We start from the raw sequence: 22,133 nt of genomic DNA, 5'->3' as shown, positions 1-22,133 counted from the left end.
GCCTTAACAGCTTTCCCGCAGACACAGGCTGGACGCGATGGGTTTATGATCGCGCCAGTCTCCGTCATTCAGACGTTCCAGTAACGCTTTCCCGGCTTCAATCCCAATCTTGCGATGCGGTACTGCCATCGTTGTCAGCGGCGGCTGGCAGACGCGGCTGACGTCGCTGTCGCCAAAGCCCACGACCGCTAAATCGTCCGGCACTTTGATGCGTCGACGCTGGCACTCATACAGCGCGCCGCAGGCCAGTTCATCTGATACGCACACCAGCGCATCCAGTTCCGGCCACGCCAGCAGGAACTCTGGCAGTTGTGCCGCACCGGTGGAGAAGTTCGGCGGCATGGCGGCATTAATCACTCTGTTCGGCGACAGGTGGTGGCGCAGCATCGCCTTGTACCAGCCCTGCAAATGCTGCTGAAAAATCCACTGCTCCTGGTTAGCGCACAGCAGGCCGATATTCTGGTAGCCACGCTGAATCACCATCTCGGTAAGTTCATACATGGCGGCGACGTTATCAATCCCGATATTCATATCAATCGGATCGGCACGCATTGCACCCATTTCCATCACCGGGATAGAGGCGTTTTTCAGCCAGTGGCGTACGGTATCGGAGTGCTCGACGCTGAGCAGTATCGCCGCGGCGATATTCGAGGCCAGCAGCGTTTCGAGCAGTTTCTCTTCCTGTTCAAGACGATGCTGAGATTCCGCCAGCATGATCTGGTATCCGGCTGGCTGGAGCACCTGCTGTAGCCCGGCGAACATCTCGGAACAGCCAGCTTCGGAAAGGTTGGGAACTACCATCGCGATCGTCCATGACGACGCCGATGCCAGTGCGCTGGCGGCAAGATTGGGCATATAACCCAGCTCCTGCACCGCGGCTTCAATTTTTTCACGCAGTTTATCGGAAACCTGTTCGGGCGTGCGGAGGGCACGGGAAACAGTCATCGTGCCTACGCCGGCAAGCTGTGCGACATCCGCGAGCGTTACTTTTCCGGTACTGCGCCGTTTTCGGGTTAAAGACATACATCTTCCTGCTGACAGGACGCGATTCAGTTTCATCCTTCATTTTACGTGACAGGCAGTATACGCCTTAAATCCCTTTTTTTGCTGTGATTTCGCACTATGATAGCAATTTGATAGCGCTATCACAGTTCTGCATGTTAGTCGTTGGTAGCGCTATCTTTGTGATCGCGATCGCAGTCATTGATTGATGGGTTGAATAGAGTTTGCCCATGTCTGGTCTTTAGCGGGAGTGAAAAATGCTCAAAAAGTGGATATATGATACAACCATCATCCTACAGGATAGCGTTGAAAGCTGGCCCCAGGCGCTGGAACTGTGCGCGAAACCGCTGCTGGATTTGCAGGTCATTGCGCCGGAATATGTCACGGCTATCATCGAGCAGCACCAGACGTTAGGTCCCTACTATGTGCTGGCTCCAGGGCTGGCAATGCCACATGCGCGACCGGAAGAAGGGGCGAAAGGACTTGGCCTGTCATTATTAAAACTAAAACAGGGCGTCTCTTTTGGTGCCGGTGAGTTTGACCCCGTCGATGTGATTGTGATGCTGGCGGCACCGGACAAGCATAGCCATATCGAAATGATCTCAGCCTTAGCGGAATTATTTTCCAGCGACGAAGATATGGCTGAATTACATCGGGCGAATACGCTGGAGGAGATAAAAACCGTTATCGATCGCTTCTGATTTAATTATTTAATCCGATTCATCTCAACATTACGCGTCAGCGTGATGGGGCGTACTCTACTCAAAAAAGGGGATAACAATGAAAATCATGGCTATTTGCGGCTCCGGCCTGGGCAGCAGTTTTATGGTCGAAATGAATATTAAAAAGGTGCTCAAAAAACTGGAAATTGAGGCCGAAGTTGAACACTCCGATCTCTCCTCGGCCACGCCGGGCGCGGCGGACCTGTTTGTAATGGCGAAAGACATTGCCGCCAGCGCCAGCGTGCCGGAAAGCCAGCTGGTGGTAATCAACAATATCATCGATATCAACGAACTCGAAGCGCAGCTGCGCGCCTGGTTCGAAAGACAATAATCCTGATAAGGCGAGGTGGATATGTTTATCCTTGAAACGCTGAATTTCGTTGTTGATATTTTAAAAGTCCCTTCAGTGCTGGTCGGGTTAATTGCTCTGATTGGTCTTGTGGCGCAGAAAAAAGCCTTTTCGGATGTGGTAAAAGGCACAATTAAAACCATTCTCGGCTTTATTGTACTGGGCGGCGGCGCAACTGTGCTGGTGGGCTCTTTAAATCCGCTCGGCGGTATGTTTGAGCACGCCTTTAATATTCAGGGCATTATTCCCAACAATGAAGCTATTGTCTCGATTGCCCTGGAGAAATATGGCGCTTCCACCGCGCTCATTATGGCCTTCGGGATGGTGGCGAATATTATTGTTGCGCGCTTTACCCGCCTGAAATACATCTTCCTCACCGGGCATCACACCTTCTACATGGCATGCATGATCGGCGTGATCCTGACGGTTGCAGGCTTCGAGGGGGTCGGGCTGGTCTTTACCGGTTCGTTGATCCTCGGCCTGATTATGGCCTTCTTCCCGGCGATTGCGCAGCGCTATATGAAGCGTATTACCGGCAACGATGAGATCGCCTTCGGTCATTTCGGCACGCTGGGCTACGTGCTGTCCGGCTGGATTGGCAGCAAGGTCGGGAAAGGCTCGCGCTCCACCGAAGAGATGAACCTGCCGAAGAACCTTAGCTTCCTGCGTGACAGTTCAATCTCCATCTCCCTGACCATGATGATTATCTACCTGATCATGGCGGTGAGCGCCGGACGTGAGTACGTGGAGGCCACCTTCAGCGGCGGCCAGAACTACCTGGTGTACGCCATCATTATGGCCATCACCTTCGCGGCAGGCGTGTTCATCATCTTGCAGGGCGTGCGCCTGATTCTGGCGGAAATCGTCCCGGCCTTTACCGGCTTCTCGGAAAAACTGGTGCCCAATGCGCGGCCTGCGCTGGACTGCCCGGTGGTCTACCCGTATGCGCCAAACGCGGTGCTGATTGGCTTCCTGTTTAGCTTCCTCGGCGGGATTGTGGGCTTGTTCATCTGCGGTCAGTTTAGCTGGGTGCTGATCCTCCCGGGCGTCGTTCCGCACTTCTTCACCGGCGCAACGGCGGGCGTGTTCGGTAACGCCACCGGTGGACGCCGCGGGGCAATGATTGGCGCCTTTGCTAACGGCCTGCTGATCACCTTCCTCCCGGTCCTGCTGCTGCCTGTTCTGGGCGCAATTGGCTTTGCGAATACGACCTTCTCGGACGCTGATTTTGGTGCGGTCGGGATTGTGCTGGGCAACCTGGCACGCTTCCTGTCGCCGCTTGCCATCACCGGACTGGTTGTTGTGTTGTTCGCGCTGCTGGTGGCCTACAACGTCTTCGCTAAAAACAAACCTGCCAGCGGTAACGCGCAGGAAAACCCCGGAGCCAAATCATGAATGAGAATGAAATAACCGAACTGGCGCGTCAGATCCGCCTTGAGACGCTGAAATCCCTTACGCAGCTGGGTTTTGGTCACTACGGCGGCAGCATGTCAGTCGTTGAAACGCTGGCCGTTCTGTACGGCGCGGTAATGAAAATTGACCCGGCCGATCCGGACTGGCCAGAGCGCGATTACTTTGTGCTGTCGAAAGGCCATGCGGGGCCGGCGCTGTACAGCACGCTGGCGATTAAGGGCTACTTCCCGATTGAAGAGTTGAGCACGCTGAACCAGAACGGGACGCGTCTGCCAAGTCACCCGGATCGCCTGAAAACACGCGGCGTGGATGCCACCACCGGTTCACTGGGGCAGGGGATCTCCATCGCTGGCGGCATGGCGCTGTCGCACAAGCTGGCAGGAAGGCCAAACCGGGTGTTTTGCATCGTTGGCGACGGAGAACTGAATGAAGGGCAGTGCTGGGAAGCCTTCCAGTTTATCGCTCACCATCGACTGAACAACCTGACGGTATTCGTGGACTGGAACAAACAGCAGCTCGACGGCGAGCTGGACGAAATCATCAGCGCCTTCGACCTGGAAGGCAAATTCCGCGCCTTTGGTTTTGACGTGGTGACGGTGAAAGGGGATGACATTCCGGCGCTGCTGGAGGTGACCGCGCCGATCCCTGAGGCCGATGCGCGTCCGCGGGTGGTGATCCTCGACAGCATCAAAGGGCAGGGGGTGCCATATCTGGAACAGCTCAGCAACTCGCATCACCTGCGATTAACCGAGGAGAGCAAAGCGGCGCTTAACGAGACGATTCGCCAACTGGAGGCTTCACATGATTAAGGTTGCACCGACAGGACAGAAAGATGCCGTTGAGATGCGTAAGGTCTACGCGGGTTTTGTGGCAAAACAGATTGAGGCCGGGAGCGAGATCATTGCGCTCGAAGCGGATCTGATGAGTTCGATGGCGATGGACGGCGTAGCGCGTGATTATCCACAGCACGTTATCAACTGCGGCATTATGGAGGCCAACGTGATTGGGACGGCCGCCGGGCTGTCGCTCACCGGACGTAAGCCGTTCGTCCATACCTTTACCGCCTTTGCCAGCCGTCGCTGCTTCGACCAGCTGTTTATGTCCCTGGACTACCAGCGCAATAACGTGAAGGTGATTGCCTCGGATGCGGGCGTGACGGCCTGCCACAACGGCGGGACGCATATGTCTTTTGAGGATATGGGCATCGTGCGCGGTCTGGCGCATTCAGTGGTGCTTGAGGTGACCGATGCGGTGATGTTCGAAGATGTGCTGCGTCAGCTTATCGACCTGGAAGGCTTTTACTGGGTAAGGACCATCCGTAAACAGGCGCCGAGCGTGTATGCCCCGGGGTCAACCTTCACCATCGGCAAGGGCAACGTGCTGCGCGAGGGAACCGATATTACCCTGATTGCTAACGGCATTATGGTGGCGGAAGCGCTGGAGGCGGCGCGCCAGCTGGAGCAGGAGGGGGTAAGCGCAGCGGTCATCGACATGTTTACCCTGAAGCCCATCGATCGGATGCTGGTGAAAAACTATGCCGAGAAAACCGGGCGTATTGTGACCTGCGAAAATCACAGCATTCACAACGGGCTGGGGTCGGCGGTGGCGGAAGTGCTGGTGGAAACCTGTCCGGTGCCTATGCGGCGGGTGGGGGTGAAGGAACGGTATGGTCAGGTGGGTACGCAGGACTTCTTGCAGAAGGAGTATGGCCTGACGGCACATGACATTGTGTCGGCGGCGCGGGAGCTGCTGTAATAAAAAAGGCGACCATTTGTGGTCGCCTTTTTGTTGCCCGGTGGCGCTCGCGCTTACCGGGCCTACGGTCCTGTAGGCCGGATAAGCGAAGCGACATCCGGCAAGACCTTACAATTACTGCTGCTGCGAAGACTGGATCGCGGTCAGCGCGATGGTGTAGACGATATCGTCAACCAGCGCACCACGGGACAGGTCGTTCACAGGTTTGCGCATGCCTTGCAGCATTGGCCCGATGGAGATCAGGTCTGCTGAACGCTGTACCGCTTTATAGGTGGTGTTACCGGTGTTCAGATCCGGGAAGATGAACACGGTAGCGCGACCTGCAACCGGCGAGTTCGGCGCTTTGGATTTCGCCACGTCAGCCATTACCGCGGCATCGTACTGGAGCGGGCCGTCGATCATCAGATCCGGACGTTTTTCCTGTGCAATGCGGGTCGCTTCACGGACTTTCTCTACGTCACTACCTGCACCAGAGGTGCCGGTGGAGTAGGAGAGCATCGCGACGCGTGGTTCGATACCGAAGGCAATCGCGGAGTCCGCAGACTGGATAGCGATTTCTGCCAGCTGCTCTGCGGTTGGGTCCGGGTTGATCGCGCAGTCGCCGTAAACGTAAACCTGTTCAGGCAGCAGCATGAAGAACACGGAGGAGACCAGAGAACTGCCCGGTGCAGTTTTGATCAGCTGCAACGGTGGACGGATGGTGTTCGCGGTGGTGTGAACCGCACCGGAAACCAGACCGTCAACTTCGTCCTGCTCCAGCATCAGCGTACCCAGCACCACGTTGTCTTCCAGCTGCTCGCGCGCAACGGCTTCGGTCATGCCTTTGTTCTTACGCAGCTCAACCAGACGGGCAACGTAGCTTTCGCGGACCACGTCAGGATCAACGATTTCGATGCCCGCGCCGAGCTCAACGCCCTGAGACGCCGCAACGCGGTTGATCTCATCCGGGTTACCCAGCAGCACACAGGTCGCGATACCGCGCTCTGCACAGATGGCTGCCGCTTTAACGGTACGTGGTTCGTCGCCTTCTGGCAGAACCACGCGTTTGCCCGCTTTACGCGCCAGCTCGGTCAGCTGGTAACGGAAGGCTGGAGGAGATAGACGACGGCTGCGCTCGGAGGTCGCCGTCAGGGATTCGATCCAGTCTGCGTTGATGTAGCCCGCAACGTATTCCTGAACTTTCTCGATACGCTCGTGGTCATCAACCGGCACTTCGAGGTTGAAGCTTTGCAGGCTCAGGGAGGTCTGCCAGGTGTTAGTGTTCACCATGAAGACTGGCAGGCCAGTGGCGAACGCACGTTCGCACAGCTTGCTTACGCGTGGGTCCATCTCGTAGGCGCCGGTCAGCAGGATCGCGCCGATCTCCACGCCGTTCATCGCGGCCAGACAGGCTGCAACCAGCACGTCCGGACGGTCTGCGGAGGTTACCAGCAGGGAACCTGCACGGAAGTGCTCCAGCATGTGTGGAATGCTACGTGCGCAGAAAGTTACGGACTTCACGCGGCGGGTGTTGATATCGCCTTCGTTGATCACGGTGGCGTTCAGGTGACGCGCCATATCGATTGCACGGGTGGCAATCAGATCGAAGCTCCATGGCACCGCGCCCAGAACAGGCAGCGGGCTGGAATCCTGCAACTTAGCCGGGTCAACTTTGATGACTTTCGCTTTGGAAGAGTCGTCAAAAATTTCGGACAGGTCAGGACGCGTACGGCCCTGCTCATCTACTGGCGCGTTCAGCTTGTTAACAATCACGCCGGTGATGCTGGTGTTTTTCGCACCGCCGAAGCTGCTGCGCGTCAGTTCGATACGCTCTTTCAGCTGCTCTGGGGTATCCGTGCCCTGAGACATCACGAAAACGATCTCTGCGTTCAGGGTTTTCGCGATTTCAAAGTTCAGAGACTGGGCAAACTGGTGTTTACGGGTCGGGACCAGGCCTTCAACCAGCACCACTTCCGCGTCCTGCGCGTTTGCGTGGTAGTTGGCAATGATCTCTTCCATCAGCACGTCTTTCTGGTTGCTGGAGAGCAGAGATTCAACGTGGCTCATCTTCAGCGGTTCAGCCGCTGGCAGATTGGAGTTCTTGCGAACGATGGTGGTGGTCTGGTCTGGCGCATCGCCACCGGCACGTGGCTGGGCGATAGGCTTAAAGACGCTCAGACGAACGCCTTTGCGTTCCATAGCGCGGATCACGCCGAGGCTGACGCTGGTCAGGCCGACGCTGGTTCCGGTAGGGATCAGCATAATAGTACGGGACACGGTTTATCCTCTTTCGTTACCGCCGCGTTGGGCGGGTTACAAAACAGCACCGCCAGCATTGCTGGCGGTGTGGAATCAGGCAGTCAGGCGGTGCGCGTCTTGCGCGATGACCAGCTCTTCGTTAGTTGGGATAACGATAGCAGGGCGGGTGCCTTCTTTGTTGATGAAGCCAGACTTGCCGAAGCGGGCAGCCAGGTTACGCTCATGATCAACTTCGAAGCCCAGAACGCCCAGTTTGCCCAGGGACAGTTCACGTACCATTGCCGCGTTCTCACCGATACCGCCGGTGAAGATAACAGCATCCAGACGGCCTTCCATCAGCGCGGTGTAAGAACCGATGTACTTCGCCAGACGGTGGCAATAAACGTCCATTGCACGTTTAGCGTCAGCTTTTTCTGCGTAGTTGTCTTCAACGTAACGGCAGTCGCTGGTGACCTCGGTCAGGCCCAGCAGGCCAGACTCTTTGGTCAGCATTTTGTTGATGTCGTCAACGCTCATGCCCAGGGTGTCGTGCAGGTGGAAGATGATCGCCGGGTCGATATCACCGGAACGGGTACCCATCACCAGACCTTCCAGCGGGGTCAGACCCATAGAGGTGTCAACACACTTACCGTTGCGGATAGCGGAAACAGAACCACCGTTGCCCAGGTGGCAGGTGATGATGTTGACTTCTTCAACCGGCTTGTTCAGCACTTTTGCGGCTTCCTGAGTCACATAGAAGTGGCTGGTGCCGTGTGCGCCGTAACGACGGACGCCGTGCTCTTTGTACAGGCTGTATGGCAGGGCATAGAGGTAAGACTCTTCCGGCATGGTCTGATGGAACGCGGTATCAAACACGGCCACGTTTTTGTCTTTCAGACTCGGGAAGGATTTCAGTGCTTCAGCGATACCGATCAGGTGAGCCGGGTTATGCAGCGGTGCGAAAGACGCAGAGTCTTTGATACCCTGGATCACGGAGTCGTCGATTACCACGGAACTGGTGTATTTTTCGCCGCCGTGGACGATACGGTGACCAATTGCGGTCAGCTGAGCAGACAGTTCTGGTTTTTGTGCCAGAATAGTGTTAACGATAAAGTTCAGCGCTTCACTGTGAGCGGCGCCTGCACCTAAAGCCGCTTCTTGTTTGCTGCCGTCCATCTTCCACTTGATACGTGCTTCAGGCAGATGGAAACATTCGGCCAAACCAGAGAGGTACTCGTCACCGTTGAGCGCATCGATGATGGCGAATTTCAGTGAGGAGCTACCGCAGTTCAGAACCAGTACTAACTTACTCGACATGGAAGTACCTATTATTGATACGTGGCTAAAAAAACGTCAGTGAGTCTAAAAGCGTAACGCATGCTGACCCAGACATTTATGATTAACATCATGCCAAACAAACATTCTGGCAGGATGGAAGAAATACCTATGATTTTAAGCCATTTTGAACATTTTTCAGACAATGGCATAATATGCGATAATTTGACGAGTTAACGCTTATCGTCTACGGCCCTATCAGGCTGGCACAGGATACCCGATACGGGGTAGCGATGACAAAATATTTTGAACGTTGTCATAGCCTGTTGTGGTTTTGCACGAAAATTTTAATTTTTATATGTGAAGTTGAGGTACAGCCATGTCGACACCCGAAATCCCGTCCGTGAACTTTTTTAGTCTGTTTCGTCGGGGACAGCATTACGCAAAGACATGGCCGATGGAAAAGCGCCTCGCGCCCATGTTTATTGAAAATCGCACTATTCGCGCCACGCGCTATGCGATTCGCTTTATGCCCCCGATTGCCGTTTTTACCCTGTGCTGGCAGATAGCGTTAGGTGGACAGCTTGGCCCTGCCGTCGCGACGGCGCTTTTTGCTTTAAGCCTGCCGATGCAGGGGCTATGGTGGTTAGGCAAACGTTCCGTCACGCCACTTCCGCCTTCTGTTTTACACTGGTTTTATGAAGTGCGTGGAAAACTGGAGGAGGCGGGCCAGGCGCTGGCGCCGGTTGAAGGCAAGCCAGACTATCAGGCGCTGGCGGATACCCTCAAGCGTGCGTTTAAACAGCTTGATAAAACATTCCTCGATGACTTGTGATTGATCATCGAAACGACGACCAAAAGAAGGCACAGTAACAATCAGTTACCGTGTCTTTTTTTTACAGTGCAATGCGCTACAGGAGTCGAAAGATGGAAATGACCCATGCTCAACGTCTGATTTTGTCTAACCAGTACAAGATGATGACTATGCTTGATCCCGATAACGCTGCACGCTACAGCCGCCTGCAAACCATTGTTGAACGTGGTTTTGGCTTGCAGATGCGCGAACTGGATCGCGAATTTGGCGAACTGAAAGAGGAAACCTGCCGTATCGTTATCGACATCATGGAGATGTACCATGCGCTGCATGTGTCCTGGACCAATCTGAAGGACCAGCAGACCATTGACGAGCGCCGCGTGACGTTCCTGGGCTTTGATGCTGCGACGGAAGCGCGCTATCTGAGCTATGTACGCTTTATGGTGAATACCGAAGGGCGTTACACCCATTTTGATGCGGGTACGCACGGCTTCAACGCCCAGACCCCGATGTGGGATAAGTATCAACGTATGCTGAGCGCGTGGCACGCCTGTCCGCGTCAGTACCATTTAAGCAGCAACGAAATTCAACAAATCATTAATGCCTGACGGAGGTGCGTGTGCAGTGTAAAGGTTTTCTGTTTGATCTGGACGGTACGCTGGTGGATTCGCTACCGGTGGTGGAGCGCTCGTGGTGCCACTGGGCCGACCGGCACGACATCGACCATCAGGACGTACTGAATTTCATCCATGGCAAACAGGCCATTACCTCATTGCGGCACTTCCTTGCGGGACGTTCTGAGGAAGAGATTCAGGCGGAGTTCCGCTATCTTGAGCAGATTGAAGCTACCGATACCGAAGGCATCACCGCGCTGCCCGGTGCGCGTGAACTGCTTGAGCACCTGAATGAAGCGCAGATCCCGTGGGCTATCGTCACCTCCGGCTCGGTTCCCGTCGCGCATGCCCGTCATAAGGCGGCAGGTTTACCGACGCCGGACGTATTCATTACCGCTGAGCGCGTGAAGCGCGGCAAGCCTGAACCGGATGCGTTTCTGCTCGGCGCTGAACTGCTTGGCCTTGCGCCAGCGGAGTGCGTGGTGGTGGAAGACGCGGCGGCAGGCGTGCTGGCCGGGCTGAACGCCGGAAGCCACGTCATTGCCGTTAACGTCCCGGCGGGTTCCCCCCGGCTGGAGGAGGCGGATTTTGTGCTTAACACCCTGACCGCCATCGACGTCTCGAAGGCGTCAGACGGAGTTGTAACCGTCTCGCTAAAAATGTAATCCCATGATATAGCCCCGCATTACCGGGGCTTTTTTATGGCAGAATTGCTTCTCCTCCACTGACAAGGACATGTTGTGAACGGTGAACTGATTTGGGTCCTGAGCCTGCTGTTAATCGCCATCATTCTTTTTGCCACGGGCAAGGTGCGCATGGATGCCGTCGCCCTGTTTGTGATTGTCGCATTCATTCTGAGCGGTACCCTTTCCCTGCCGGAAGCCTTTTCCGGGTTTAGCGATCCCAACGTTATTTTGATTGCCGCCCTGTTTATTATTGGCGACGGGCTGGTACGCACCGGCGTGGCGACGATGATGGGGTCGTGGTTGGTTAAGGTGGCGGGCAGCAGCGAAACCAAAATGCTGATTTACCTGATGCTGACGGTCGCCGGGCTGGGCGCGTTTATGAGCTCTACGGGCGTCGTGGCCATCTTTATTCCGGTCGTGCTGAGCGTCTGCATGAGGATGCAGATCTCCCCGTCGCGGCTGATGATGCCGTTGAGCTTCGCCGGGCTCATCAGCGGCATGATGACGCTGGTCGCGACGCCGCCGAACCTCGTCGTGAACAGCGAACTGATCCGTGAGGGGCTTGAGGGGTTTAGCTTTTTCAGCGTTACGCCGATCGGGCTGGTGGTACTGGTGATGGGCATTATCTATATGCTATTGACCCGTTTCGCGCTGAAAGGGGAGAAGCAGGATAAAGCCAAAGAGGGCTGGAAGCGGCGCTCTTTCCGCGATCTGATTAAAGAGTATCGTCTGACCGGGCGTGCCCGACGTCTGGCTATCCGCCCGGGATCGCCTATGGTGGGGCAGCGGCTGGATGACCTTAAGCTACGTGAACGCTATGGCGCGAACGTCATCGGGGTTGAGCGCTGGCGTCGTTTTCGTCGGGTGATCGTTAACGTGAACGGGGTGTCAGAGTTTCGCGCGCGTGACGTCCTGCTGATTGATATGTCCACCGCAGACGTGGATCTGCGGGAGTTTTGTAGCGAGCAGCTGCTGGAGCCGATGGTCCTGCGCGGCGAGTATTTCTCTGACCAGGCGCTGGATGTGGGAATGGCCGAGGTGTCGCTGATCCCGGAATCGGAGTTATTGGGCAAAACCGTGCGTGAAATCGGCTTTCGTACCCGCTATGGCCTCAACGTGGTGGGCCTGAAGCGCGATGGCGTAGCCCTTGAAGGGGCGGTGGTGGATGAGCCGATCCTGCTGGGGGATATCTTCCTCGTGGTCGGCAACTGGAAACTGATTAGCCAGCTCGGGCAGAAAGGCCGCGATTTTGTGGTGCTGAATATGCCGATTGAAGAGAACGATGCATCACCGGCGCACAGCCAGGCGCCCCATGCGATTTTTTGCCTGGTATTGATGGTCGCGCTGATGCTGACGGACGAGATCCCTAACCCGGTGGCGGCGATAATCGCCTGTCTGTTAATGGGCAAATTCCGCTGTATTGACGCCGAAAGCGCTTACAAAGCGATTCACTGGCCGAGCATCATTCTCATCGTCGGGATGATGCCCTTCGCCCTGGCGCTACAGAAAACCGGCGGGGTGGATTTGATCGTGAAAGGCTTAATGGACGCGGGCGGGGGATATGGTCCGTACCTGATGATGGTTTGCCTGTTCGTCATGTGTGCCACCATCGGTTTGTTCATCTCCAATACCGCAACGGCGGTGCTGATGGCGCCCATTGCGCTGGCGATGGCAAAATCGATGGGCGTTTCGCCGTATCCGTTTGCGATGATGGTTGCGATGGCGGCGTCAGCGGCATTTATGACGCCGGTCTCTTCCCCGGTCAATACGCTGGTGCTGGGGCCCGGGAATTATAGGTTCAGTGATTTCGTGAAGCTGGGTGTGCCGTTCACCGTGCTGGTGATGGTGGTGTGCGTGGTATTGATACCGGTCCTGTTTCCGTTCTGAGCATTTTGCCGGGTGGCGGCTACGCCTTACCCGGCCTACAACCCCGTAGGCCCTGCAAGCGCAGCGCCGCTGGGCGAAAATCAGAGTGGCGAATCCTGGCTAATCTCATCCAGCGACAAATGGAAGCTCGGCACAAACACGCGCATAAAGTAGTCCATCTCTTCGCTGCGACGGGATTCCAGCGTTTTTTCCAGACGCGTTTTTGCCAGTAAAAATTCGTTATTCCCGGCGGATAACTCTTCCAGACACTTCAGGTAGGCGCACAGCGCATCGGCCTGCTTAACCAGGGATTTCTCCTCTTCCGTATACTGATGCTCATCGATCAGCGGCCCGAAGATATCGCGCAGCTCTTCAGGCACCATGTCGATCAGCTTCTGCTGGGCAATCTTCTCAATGGCCTTATATTCCTGGGCAATCTGCGAGTTGAAATATTTCACCGGCGTAGGCAGATCCCCGGTCAGCACTTCCGATGCATCGTGATACATCGCCAGCAGGGCGATACGTTCGGCATTCACCTGCCCGTTGAATTTGCGGTTTTTAATCGCGGCCAGCGCGTGCGCGACCATGGCAACCTGCAAACTGTGCTCAGACACATTTTCAGTACGCACATTGCGCATCAGCGGCCAGCGGTTGATGAGTTTCAGGCGGGAGAGGTGGGCAAAGAAATGACTCTGACTCATAGGTTACCTTATGTCTTCACTGCGACAGACTTCATTGTGCGGGGAGGGGAGGGAAGATGCAAATTTGCGGATGTTGTAGGCCGGGTAAGCGCAGCGCTACCCGGCGAAAAGTCAGCGTTACTGATGGTACCCGGAGAGGAAGCGCCCGAAGCGGCTGATGGCCATCTCGAGATCGTCTTCGCGCGGCAGGGTGACGATACGCACGTGATCCGGCCACGGCCAGTTAAACGCCGTCCCCTGAACCAGTAGCACTTTTTCCTGCAACAGGAAGTCGAGCACCATTTTCTGGTCGTCGTGAATATTGAAGCGCTTCGCGTCGATTTTCGGGAACATGTACAGCGCGCCGTTAGGCTTCACGCAGGAGACGCCCGGAATATCATTAATCAATTCCCATGCGCGGTTGCGCTGTTCATACAGGCGGCCGCCTGGAACGATAAACTCGCTGATGCTTTGATAGCCGCCGAGTGCTGTCTGGATCGCATGTTGCGCCGGTACGTTGGCGCACAGACGCATGGATGCCAGCATCTCCAGCCCTTCAATGTAGCCTTTCGCATGTTTTTTCGGACCGTTCAGTACCATCCAGCCCTGACGGAAACCGGCAACGCGGTAAGTTTTAGACAGTCCGTTAAAGGTGACCGTCAGCAGATCGGGCGCCAGCGCAGCGATAGAGTGGTGCTGCGCCGCGTCGTACAGGATCTTGTCGTAAATCTCGTCGGCAAAGATGATCAGGTTGTGCTGGCGGGCGATCTCGACGATCTCCATCAGCAGCTCTTTTGAATAGACCGCACCCGTCGGGTTATTCGGGTTAATGATCACGATACCCCGGGTGCGCGGGGTAATTTTGGCGCGAATATCATCCAGATCCGGGAACCAGTCAGAGGATTCGTCGCACAGGTAGTGCACCGCTTTACCGCTGGACAGGGACACCGCAGCCGTCCACAGCGGATAATCCGGGGCAGGAACCAGCATTTCATCGCCGCTGTTCAGGAGCGCCTGCATCGCCTGAACGATCAGCTCCGAGACACCGTTGCCAATGTAGATATCTTCAACGGTGACGTCGCGCATACCGCGAGCCTGATAGTGCTGCATGATGGCTTTACGGGCGGAATAAAGCCCTTTTGAATCGCAGTAGCCTTGTGCAGTGGGCAGGTTACGGATCACATCCACCAGGATCTCATCCGGCGCTTCAAAACCAAATGGCGCGGGGTTGCCGATGTTGAGTTTCAGAACCTTATTGCCTTCCTCTTCAAGGCGTTTTGCCTCTTTGAGTACCGGGCCACGGATGTCGTAACAGACGTTGTCGAGCTTGCTGGATTTTTCGATAGGGGACATGAACCTTTAACCTTTTCGCTATTATTGCAACTTCCTGCCGTGGAAGTGAGCACGGAACAATGTACTCCCACCGCGCTTCGTTTTGAAGGGCGCACAGAAGAAGATTTCGTCCAACCGGGCAATGCCGCGGTGATCGCTTACTCTAACGACGGAGTGATTTTGTGTCTGAATTTATCGTGATAAAGAGGGAGATTGGGTTGTTTGTGCTAAAAATTTCATATAAAGATGAATATTATTCTGGAATAAATAAAAAGACGATTCGGGCTGATGCATTAGTCCCCCTGAGTGACCATTCGTAAAACCTGAATGCTGAGATACCGATTGCCATATTAGCAAAGCCAGGTTAAAAGTTACTCATGTGAAATTAATGTTAAGGGTTATTAATGAATGGCCTGAATCTAAATTAAACTTTATTTATTATTAACGACGAAAATGCAACTTTCGTTAATTTTAATAAAAAGAGTGTAGTTGCTTATCATTGGCGGTAAATCCTTAATATTGCAATAAGACTTATAAATATAGTGGATTTGGGTTAAGATGTGTTTCGGGAATGCAGCATAGCGATAGGCCTGTTACGTATATCGGATACTGCTTTCCTGTATTAATCGATTGTTATTGTTAAAATTATCTCTGGCTGATTGGGTAAGTCACATCTTGCTACGTTGCCAACGCTGCGATATAGATGGCAGAAAACATGTCTTACTCTTTATGGTATTAACATCGACCTGCAAACAACGAAATATCCTGGACGCAAGAGAATAAAAATAACGTCATGAAACGTGATTTCTGACTGGTGATATACCGCAGTACAATAACTATCTGTCAGGCAGTCTGCCGGGCCGGGATGCGAGGGAAACTCTTCAGAAGGAATTGCTTAACTGTTACACACAGCTTCAACCCGGGCAGCTCCGCACGAGCAACCTGAAAGTGAAAAGATATGATAAATGCAAATCGTCCGATAATGAATCTCGACCTCGATCTGCTGAGAACGTTTGTTGCGGTCGCCGATCTCAACACTTTTGCAGCAGCTGCTGCCGCCGTTTGCCGTACCCAGTCCGCCGTGAGTCAGCAAATGCAGCGGCTGGAACAACTGGTTGGTAAAGAGCTTTTTGCGCGTCATGGACGTAATAAGCTTTTAACAGAACATGGTATTCAGCTTCTGGGTTATGCCAGAAAGATACTGCGCTTTAATGATGAAGCCTGTATGTCATTAATGTTTAGCAACCTTCAGGGAGTGTTAACATTAGGGGCGTCAGATGAATCAGCAGATACCATTTTACCCTTCCTTCTCAACCGAATTAGCTCGGTTTATCCGAAGCTTGCCCTGGACGTTAGCGTTAAACGCAATGCCTTCATGGTTGAGATGCTGAAAGAAAACGAGGTTGACCTGGTGGTCACCACGCATCGACCTGGCCAGTTTGACAGCCTGACGCTGCGTACTTCTCCAACGCACTGGTACTGTGCCGCGGAGTATGTATTGCAGAAAGGTGAGCCGATACCCCTGGTCCTGCTGGACGATCCGAGTCCGTTCCGCGATATGGTGCTGGCTGCGCTCAACGAAGCCGGTATTCCATGGCGCCTGGCGTACGTGGCGTCAACCTTGCCCGCAGTGCGAGCGGCGGTGAAGGCCGGGCTTGGCGTAACGGCCCGTCCGGTGGAGATGATGAGCCCCGATCTGCGTGTGCTGGGTCAATCCGAGGGACTCCCGTCGTTGCCGGATACGGAGTACCTGCTGTGCCATAACGCCGCCAGCAACAACGAGCTGGCAAAAGTGGTGTTCGAGGCAATGGAAAACTACCACAATCCATGGCAGTACGCGCCTGTTACTCCCGAAGGAGGGGACGACTCCCTGATCGTGGAAGGGGATTTTGAGTGATCATTCCCTCAAAATTCTCGTAACAAAATGTAAGTGCAAAAAAGAGCCACTCGCATGATTTTTTCCTGCGAGTGGTTTTTTTTGCTATTCATAACCGTGAACGGAGCAGGGATGAAGCAAATACCGCTTATTTATCAATGCAGAAAATGTTTTTGGTTAAGATGTAAACAATACCTGTTCTAACTTACCTCATACCCCGCCGATGTTAAAAAAACAGGAAATATGTTGCTGTTTTTTTGATTGAATTAACAAAAGCGTGTCTCAGATCAAGAAAATACTCCCATTTGGGGGGAGGAATCGTTGGCAAATCCTGTCAAAATAGGAGGGTTATTTTTTTTACTTCCAAAACGGACACGATTCAACAAGATGCATTTGACGGAAAGTCATGTACCCACCAGGGTTAAAGGGCACCAAATGTTAATGAGAATCGCACGTTGTAATTTAATGTGAAGAAACCTTTGTTAAAGTTGACAAAAGGTTATAGAAAGGAGTAAAAAACCCCATCATTTTGCTGTCTATGTCTCATTTCTGACAGTTAGTGTAAGGTTATTTTGTTCCTCCCCATGAATCGATGTGATGCCCATCTGCCAGCAAGAGCAGTGTCGTCGGTATCACTTTTGATGAGTAAGCAATGAGTATGTCAACATCCACAGAAGTCATCGCTCATCACTGGGCATTCGCAATCTTTCTTATTGTAGCCATTGGCCTGTGCTGCCTGATGTTAGTCGGCGGCTGGTTCCTGGGCGGTCGCGCCCGCGCAAGGCACAAAAACACACCTTTCGAATCAGGTATTGATTCAGTAGGTACCGCTCGCTTACGCCTGTCTGCCAAGTTCTACCTGGTAGCCATGTTCTTCGTCATTTTTGACGTGGAAGCGCTTTACCTCTTCGCGTGGTCTACCTCCATTCGCGAAAGTGGTTGGGTGGGCTTTGTCGAGGCCGCAATTTTCATTTTAGTGTTACTGGCCGGTCTGGTTTATCTGGTGCGTATTGGCGCGCTGGACTGGACACCTGTGCGTTCACGCCGTGAACACATCAACCCGGAAAACAGTATCTCTAATCGTCAGCAGTAACAGCGAGGCAATAAGATGGATTATACGCTCACCCGCATAGATCCTAACGGTGAGAATGACCGTTACCCCCTGCAAAAACAGGAGATCGTAACCGACCCCCTGGAGCAAGAAGTCAACAAAAGCGTGTACATGGGCAAGCTCGAACATGCCATGCACGACATGGTCAACTGGGGTCGTAAGAACTCCATCTGGCCATACAACTTTGGCCTTTCTTGCTGCTACGTTGAAATGGTGACGTCATTCACTGCGGTGCATGACGTTGCGCGTTTTGGGGCCGAGGTACTGCGTGCTTCTCCACGTCAGGCTGACCTGATGGTGGTGGCCGGGACCTGCTTTACCAAGATGGCACCGGTTATTCAGCGTCTTTATGACCAGATGCTGGAGCCAAAATGGGTTATCTCCATGGGCGCATGTGCAAACTCCGGCGGTATGTACGACATTTATTCCGTTGTGCAGGGCGTTGATAAGTTCATTCCGGTGGATGTGTACATCCCGGGCTGCCCGCCGCGTCCAGAGGCCTATATGCAGGCGCTGATGCTGCTCCAGGAGTCAATTGGTAAAGAACGCCGCCCGCTTTCATGGGTTGTTGGCGATCAGGGTGTCTATCGCGCGAACATGCAGTCTGAGCGCGAGCGTAAACGTGGTGAACGTATTGCCGTCACCAACCTGCGTACGCCTGACGAAATTTAATTTGCGCCTGTGGGCCTGGAGAACACCTTCGCATATCACTACTCAAATAGCGCGAAGCCAGGCTTAACAGTCACCACGGACCATTTGCAATGGTGAACAATATGACCGACTTAACCGCGCAAGAAGCCGCCTGGCAGACCCGGGATCATCTCGATGACCCCGTCATTGGCGAACTGCGCAACCGTTTTGGGCCGGATGCCTTTACTGTTCAGGCCACCCGCACCGGGGTACCCGTTGTTTGGGTGAAGCGTGAGCAATTACTGGAAGTTGTCGATTTCCTCAAGAAATTGCCAAAACCTTACGTCATGCTGTTTGACTTACACGGCATGGACGAACGTCTGAGAACGCACCGCCAGGGTCTCCCTGCTGCGGATTTTTCCGTTTTCTACCACCTGATCTCAATAGACCGCAACACGGATATCATGCTCAAGGTGGCATTGTCTGAAAACGACATGCATCTGCCGACGATCACCAAACTTTTCCCGAACGCCAACTGGTACGAGCGTGAAACCTGGGAAATGTTCGGCATGACCTTCGACGGTCACCCGCATCTGACGCGCATCATGATGCCGCAGACCTGGACCGGCCACCCGCTGCGTAAAGACTACCCGGCACGCGCCACCGAATTTGACCCGTTTGAGCTGACCAAAGCCAAGCAGGATCTGGAGATGGAAGCGCTGACCTTCAAGCCGGAAGACTGGGGCATGAAGCGCGGCACCGAAAACGAGGACTTCATGTTCCTCAACCTCGGTCCAAACCACCCGTCTGCGCACGGTGCATTCCGTATTATTCTTCAGCTTGACGGCGAAGAGATTGTCGACTGCGTGCCTGACATCGGCTATCACCACCGTGGTGCCGAGAAGATGGGCGAGCGTCAGTCCTGGCACAGCTACATTCCGTACACCGACCGTATCGAATACCTCGGCGGCTGCGTGAACGAAATGCCATACGTGCTGGCCGTTGAGAAGCTGGCAGGCATCACCGTCCCGGATCGCGTTAACGTGATTCGTGTGATGCTGTCTGAACTGTTCCGTATTAACAGCCACCTGCTGTACATCTCCACGTTCATTCAGGACGTCGGCGCGATGACGCCGGTCTTCTTCGCCTTTACCGACCGTCAGAAAATCTACGATCTGGTGGAAGCGATTACCGGTTTCCGTATGCACCCGGCCTGGTTCCGCATCGGCGGTGTGGCGCACGATCTGCCGCGCGGCTGGGACCGTCTGCTGCGTGAATTCCTCGACTGGATGCCAAAACGTCTGGCGTCTTACGAGAAAGCCGCGCTGCGTAACTCCATCCTGAAAGGCCGTTCCCAGGGCGTTGCTGCCTACGGCGCGAAAGAAGCGCTGGAGTGGGGAACCACAGGTGCAGGTCTGCGTGCGACGGGTATTGATTTCGACGTGCGTAAAGCCCGTCCTTACTCTGGTTACGAGAACTTCGACTTTGAAGTCCCGGTTGGCGGCGGCGTATCCGACTGCTACACCCGCGTGATTCTGAAAGTGGAAGAGCTGCGCCAGAGCCTGCGCATCCTTGAGCAGTGCCTCAATAACATGCCGGAAGGCCCGTTCAAGGCGGATCACCCGCTGACGACGCCGCCACCGAAAGAGCGCACGCTGCAACATATCGAAACCCTGATCACCCACTTCCTGCAAGTTTCCTGGGGCCCGGTCATGCCGGCACAGGAATCCTTCCAGATGATTGAAGCGACCAAGGGTATCAACAGCTACTACCTCACCAGCGACGGCAGCACCATGAGCTACCGCACCCGCGTGCGTACGCCAAGCTTCGCACACTTGCAGCAGATCCCGGCCGCCATTCGCGGCAGTCTGGTCTCCGACCTGATTGTGTATCTGGGTAGTATCGATTTTGTTATGTCAGATGTGGACCGCTAATTATGCACGAGAATCAACAACCACAAACCGAGGCTTTTGAGCTGAGTGAAGCAGAGCGTGCCGCCATTGAGCACGAGATGCACCACTACGAAGACCCGCGTGCGGCGTCCATTGAAGCGCTGAAAATCATACAGAAACAGCGTGGTTGGGTGCCGGATGGGGCGATCTACGAGATCGCGAAAGTGCTGGGCATTCCGGCAAGTGACGTAGAAGGCGTAGCCACGTTCTACAGCCAGATCTTCCGTCAGCCGGTAGGCCGCCATGTGATCCGCTACTGTGACAGCGTGGTCTGCCACATCACCGGTTATCAGGGCATTCAGGCTGCGATTGAGAAGAAACTCAATATCAAGCCGGGCCAGACCACCTTCGACGGACGCTTTACTCTGCTGCCAACCTGCTGCCTGGGTAACTGCGACAAGGGGCCGACCATGATGATTGATGAGGACACTCACAGCCATCTGACGCCGGAAGCAATTCCTGACCTGCTGGAGCAGTACAAATGAAAACTGTAATTCGTACTGCTGAGACGCATCCGCTGACCTGGCGTCTGCGTGATGACAAACAGCCGGTCTGGCTCGACGAATATCAGAGCAAAAACGGCTATGCCGGCGCGCGTAAAGCCCTCGGCGGCATGGCGCCGGACGACATCGTTAACGCGGTGAAAGAGTCTGGCCTGAAAGGCCGCGGCGGCGCGGGCTTCTCCACCGGTCTGAAGTGGAGCCTGATGCCGAAAGATGAATCCATGAACATCCGTTACCTGCTGTGTAACGCCGATGAAATGGAGCCGGGTACCTATAAAGACCGCCTGCTGATGGAACAGCTGCCGCACCTGCTGGTGGAAGGCATGCTGATCTCCGCGTTCGCGCTGAAAGCGTACCGTGGCTATATCTTCCTGCGCGGTGAATACATCGAAGCGGCTGAAAACCTGCGTCGCGCGATTGCCGAAGCCACTGAAGCCGGTCTGCTGGGTAAAAACATCCTGGGCACCGGGTTTGACTTCGAGCTGTTCGTGCACACCGGTGCCGGACGTTATATCTGCGGTGAAGAAACCGCGCTGATTAACTCCCTGGAAGGCCGCCGCGCGAACCCGCGCTCCAAGCCACCGTTCCCGGCAAGCTCCGGCGTGTGGGGTAAACCGACCTGCGTCAACAACGTCGAAACCCTGTGTAACGTCCCGGCGATCCTCGCGAACGGCGTGGAGTGGTATCAGGGCATCTCCTCAAGCAAAGATGCCGGTACCAAGCTGATGGGCTTCTCCGGTCGCGTGAAGAACCCTGGCGTCTGGGAGCTGCCGTTCGGCACCACCGCACGTGAAATTCTTGAAGACTACGCCGGCGGCATGCGCGATGGCCTGAAATTCAAAGCCTGGCAGCCGGGTGGGGCAGGGACGGACTTCCTGACCGAAGCCCACCTTGACCTGCCAATGGAGTTCGAAAGCATTGGTAAAGCAGGCAGCCGTCTGGGTACCGCGCTGGCGATGGCCGTCGACCACGAGATCGGCATGGTATCCCTGGTGCGTAACCTGGAAGAGTTCTTCGCCCGCGAGTCCTGCGGCTGGTGCACACCGTGCCGTGATGGTCTGCCGTGGAGCGTGAAGATCCTGCGTGCTATCGAACGTGGCGAAGGCCAGCCTGGCGATATCGAGACACTTGAGCAACTGTGTCGATTCTTAGGGCCGGGTAAAACCTTCTGTGCCCACGCACCGGGCGCCGTCGAGCCGCTGCAAAGCGCGATTAAATATTTCCGCGACGAATTCGAAGCAGGCATCAAGCAGCCGTTCAGCAATACCCATTCGATCAATGGTATTCAGCCGAACCTGCTGAAAGCGCGCTGGTAAAAACAGAATTTTGATTAACG

At 54.7% G+C, this 22,133-nt stretch carries 20 protein-coding genes; 15 read left to right on the top strand and 5 right to left on the bottom strand.

Annotation, left to right across the window (positions count from 1 at the left end):
* Nucleotides 1-3: 3 nt before the first annotated feature.
* Nucleotides 4-1,023: a LacI family DNA-binding transcriptional regulator gene (locus tag SK50_RS17770; RefSeq protein ID WP_017383439.1), complete on the bottom strand. Its 1,020-nt coding sequence runs from the start codon at nucleotides 1,021-1,023 to the stop codon at nucleotides 4-6.
* Nucleotides 1,024-1,259: 236 nt separating this feature from the next.
* On the opposite strand from SK50_RS17770, the gene SK50_RS17765 reads away from it, so the two are divergent.
* The 5 genes from SK50_RS17765 (at nucleotide 1,260) to SK50_RS17745 (ending at nucleotide 5,241) form a co-directional block, all read left to right on the top strand.
* On the top strand, nucleotides 1,260-1,703 hold the full coding sequence (locus tag SK50_RS17765; protein ID WP_017383438.1) for a PTS sugar transporter subunit IIA: 444 nt from the start codon (nucleotides 1,260-1,262) through the stop codon (nucleotides 1,701-1,703).
* Between the two features lie 79 nt (nucleotides 1,704-1,782).
* Entirely contained in the window at nucleotides 1,783-2,055 is a 273-nt protein-coding gene (locus tag SK50_RS17760; RefSeq protein WP_003861447.1) for a PTS sugar transporter subunit IIB, read from the top strand.
* A gap of 21 nt (nucleotides 2,056-2,076) precedes the next feature.
* Nucleotides 2,077-3,468, top strand: coding sequence for a PTS ascorbate transporter subunit IIC (locus tag SK50_RS17755; RefSeq protein ID WP_017383437.1), 1,392 nt, complete (start codon nucleotides 2,077-2,079; stop codon nucleotides 3,466-3,468).
* Nucleotides 3,465-4,295, top strand: a complete 831-nt coding sequence (locus tag SK50_RS17750) for a transketolase (protein WP_039270261.1) — start codon at nucleotides 3,465-3,467, stop codon at nucleotides 4,293-4,295. Before SK50_RS17755 ends, SK50_RS17750 begins: the two co-directional genes overlap by 4 nt.
* Nucleotides 4,288-5,241: a transketolase family protein gene (locus SK50_RS17745; RefSeq protein WP_015572265.1), complete on the top strand. Its 954-nt coding sequence runs from the start codon at nucleotides 4,288-4,290 to the stop codon at nucleotides 5,239-5,241. The genes SK50_RS17750 and SK50_RS17745 overlap by 8 nt, the downstream gene beginning before the upstream one ends.
* A gap of 114 nt (nucleotides 5,242-5,355) precedes the next feature.
* Here the strand turns inward: SK50_RS17745 and pta are convergent, their stop codons facing one another.
* Nucleotides 5,356-7,497, bottom strand: coding sequence for a phosphate acetyltransferase (pta, locus tag SK50_RS17740; RefSeq protein WP_017383435.1), 2,142 nt, complete (start codon nucleotides 7,495-7,497; stop codon nucleotides 5,356-5,358).
* 75 nt (nucleotides 7,498-7,572) lie between these two features.
* Nucleotides 7,573-8,775, bottom strand: coding sequence for an acetate kinase (gene ackA, locus SK50_RS17735; RefSeq protein ID WP_015572267.1), 1,203 nt, complete (start codon nucleotides 8,773-8,775; stop codon nucleotides 7,573-7,575).
* A gap of 337 nt (nucleotides 8,776-9,112) precedes the next feature.
* Here ackA and yfbV point away from each other — a divergent pair, with 337 nt between their 5' ends.
* From yfbV to SK50_RS17715, 4 genes are all read left to right on the top strand, one after another.
* Nucleotides 9,113-9,568 carry a terminus macrodomain insulation protein YfbV gene (yfbV, locus tag SK50_RS17730; protein ID WP_017383434.1) on the top strand — a complete coding sequence of 152 codons (456 nt, stop codon included), beginning with the start codon at nucleotides 9,113-9,115 and terminating at the stop codon, nucleotides 9,566-9,568.
* 92 nt (nucleotides 9,569-9,660) lie between these two features.
* Nucleotides 9,661-10,155: a YfbU family protein gene (locus SK50_RS17725; protein WP_003861461.1), complete on the top strand. Its 495-nt coding sequence runs from the start codon at nucleotides 9,661-9,663 to the stop codon at nucleotides 10,153-10,155.
* Nucleotides 10,156-10,166: 11 nt separating this feature from the next.
* Nucleotides 10,167-10,826 (top strand): sugar phosphatase, encoded by a 660-nt coding sequence (locus tag SK50_RS17720; protein WP_045343814.1) that lies wholly within the window; start codon nucleotides 10,167-10,169, stop codon nucleotides 10,824-10,826.
* A gap of 75 nt (nucleotides 10,827-10,901) precedes the next feature.
* On the top strand, nucleotides 10,902-12,734 hold the full coding sequence (locus SK50_RS17715) for an SLC13 family permease (protein ID WP_045343812.1): 1,833 nt from the start codon (nucleotides 10,902-10,904) through the stop codon (nucleotides 12,732-12,734).
* Nucleotides 12,735-12,814: 80 nt separating this feature from the next.
* On the opposite strand, the gene yfbR is transcribed toward SK50_RS17715, so the two are convergent.
* Nucleotides 12,815-13,414, bottom strand: coding sequence for a 5'-deoxynucleotidase (gene yfbR, locus SK50_RS17710; RefSeq protein WP_003861468.1), 600 nt, complete (start codon nucleotides 13,412-13,414; stop codon nucleotides 12,815-12,817).
* Nucleotides 13,415-13,531: 117 nt separating this feature from the next.
* A complete protein-coding gene (gene alaA, locus SK50_RS17705; protein ID WP_003861471.1) occupies nucleotides 13,532-14,746 on the bottom strand; it encodes an alanine transaminase AlaA in 1,215 nt (404 codons plus the stop codon).
* A gap of 937 nt (nucleotides 14,747-15,683) precedes the next feature.
* On the opposite strand from alaA, the gene lrhA reads away from it, so the two are divergent.
* From lrhA to nuoF, 6 genes are all read left to right on the top strand, one after another.
* Nucleotides 15,684-16,622, top strand: a complete 939-nt coding sequence (gene lrhA, locus SK50_RS17700; RefSeq protein WP_017693002.1) for a transcriptional regulator LrhA — start codon at nucleotides 15,684-15,686, stop codon at nucleotides 16,620-16,622.
* A gap of 631 nt (nucleotides 16,623-17,253) precedes the next feature.
* Nucleotides 17,254-17,694 (top strand): NADH-quinone oxidoreductase subunit NuoA, encoded by a 441-nt coding sequence (gene nuoA, locus SK50_RS17695; protein WP_003861475.1) that lies wholly within the window; start codon nucleotides 17,254-17,256, stop codon nucleotides 17,692-17,694.
* 15 nt (nucleotides 17,695-17,709) lie between these two features.
* Nucleotides 17,710-18,384 carry an NADH-quinone oxidoreductase subunit NuoB gene (gene nuoB / locus SK50_RS17690; RefSeq protein WP_003861482.1) on the top strand — a complete coding sequence of 225 codons (675 nt, stop codon included), beginning with the start codon at nucleotides 17,710-17,712 and terminating at the stop codon, nucleotides 18,382-18,384.
* Between the two features lie 89 nt (nucleotides 18,385-18,473).
* Nucleotides 18,474-20,276: an NADH-quinone oxidoreductase subunit C/D gene (gene nuoC / locus SK50_RS17685; protein WP_074172728.1), complete on the top strand. Its 1,803-nt coding sequence runs from the start codon at nucleotides 18,474-18,476 to the stop codon at nucleotides 20,274-20,276.
* Nucleotides 20,277-20,278: 2 nt separating this feature from the next.
* On the top strand, nucleotides 20,279-20,779 hold the full coding sequence (gene nuoE, locus SK50_RS17680; RefSeq protein WP_048229763.1) for an NADH-quinone oxidoreductase subunit NuoE: 501 nt from the start codon (nucleotides 20,279-20,281) through the stop codon (nucleotides 20,777-20,779).
* Complete coding sequence (gene nuoF / locus SK50_RS17675; protein ID WP_003861487.1) at nucleotides 20,776-22,113, top strand: NADH-quinone oxidoreductase subunit NuoF; 1,338 nt, start codon at nucleotides 20,776-20,778, stop codon at nucleotides 22,111-22,113. The genes nuoE and nuoF overlap by 4 nt, the downstream gene beginning before the upstream one ends.
* Nucleotides 22,114-22,133 lie beyond the last annotated feature (20 nt).

The organism is Enterobacter sp. BWH64 (genome assembly GCF_001037645.1).
Taxonomy (GTDB): domain Bacteria; phylum Pseudomonadota; class Gammaproteobacteria; order Enterobacterales; family Enterobacteriaceae; genus Enterobacter; species Enterobacter hormaechei_C.
Note: the sequence above shows the minus strand (reverse complement) of the source record. Positions and strands in the feature narration are given on the sequence as shown.

Excerpts from the sequence above, each read along its gene's own strand:
- SK50_RS17770 (WP_017383439.1), bottom strand. The coding sequence starts at position 1,023 with ATGTCTTTAACCCGAAAACGGCGCAGTACCGGAAAAGTAACGCTCGCG.
- SK50_RS17765 (WP_017383438.1), top strand. The coding sequence starts at position 1,260 with ATGCTCAAAAAGTGGATATATGATACAACCATCATCCTACAGGATAGC.
- SK50_RS17760 (WP_003861447.1), top strand. The coding sequence starts at position 1,783 with ATGAAAATCATGGCTATTTGCGGCTCCGGCCTGGGCAGCAGTTTTATG.
- SK50_RS17755 (WP_017383437.1), top strand. The coding sequence starts at position 2,077 with ATGTTTATCCTTGAAACGCTGAATTTCGTTGTTGATATTTTAAAAGTC.
- SK50_RS17750 (WP_039270261.1), top strand. The coding sequence starts at position 3,465 with ATGAATGAGAATGAAATAACCGAACTGGCGCGTCAGATCCGCCTTGAG.
- SK50_RS17745 (WP_015572265.1), top strand. The coding sequence starts at position 4,288 with ATGATTAAGGTTGCACCGACAGGACAGAAAGATGCCGTTGAGATGCGT.
- ackA (WP_015572267.1), bottom strand. The coding sequence starts at position 8,775 with ATGTCGAGTAAGTTAGTACTGGTTCTGAACTGCGGTAGCTCCTCACTG.
- yfbV (WP_017383434.1), top strand. The coding sequence starts at position 9,113 with ATGTCGACACCCGAAATCCCGTCCGTGAACTTTTTTAGTCTGTTTCGT.
- SK50_RS17725 (WP_003861461.1), top strand. The coding sequence starts at position 9,661 with ATGGAAATGACCCATGCTCAACGTCTGATTTTGTCTAACCAGTACAAG.
- yfbR (WP_003861468.1), bottom strand. The coding sequence starts at position 13,414 with ATGAGTCAGAGTCATTTCTTTGCCCACCTCTCCCGCCTGAAACTCATC.
- alaA (WP_003861471.1), bottom strand. The coding sequence starts at position 14,746 with ATGTCCCCTATCGAAAAATCCAGCAAGCTCGACAACGTCTGTTACGAC.
- lrhA (WP_017693002.1), top strand. The coding sequence starts at position 15,684 with ATGATAAATGCAAATCGTCCGATAATGAATCTCGACCTCGATCTGCTG.
- nuoA (WP_003861475.1), top strand. The coding sequence starts at position 17,254 with ATGAGTATGTCAACATCCACAGAAGTCATCGCTCATCACTGGGCATTC.
- nuoB (WP_003861482.1), top strand. The coding sequence starts at position 17,710 with ATGGATTATACGCTCACCCGCATAGATCCTAACGGTGAGAATGACCGT.
- nuoC (WP_074172728.1), top strand. The coding sequence starts at position 18,474 with ATGGTGAACAATATGACCGACTTAACCGCGCAAGAAGCCGCCTGGCAG.
- nuoE (WP_048229763.1), top strand. The coding sequence starts at position 20,279 with ATGCACGAGAATCAACAACCACAAACCGAGGCTTTTGAGCTGAGTGAA.
- nuoF (WP_003861487.1), top strand. The coding sequence starts at position 20,776 with ATGAAAACTGTAATTCGTACTGCTGAGACGCATCCGCTGACCTGGCGT.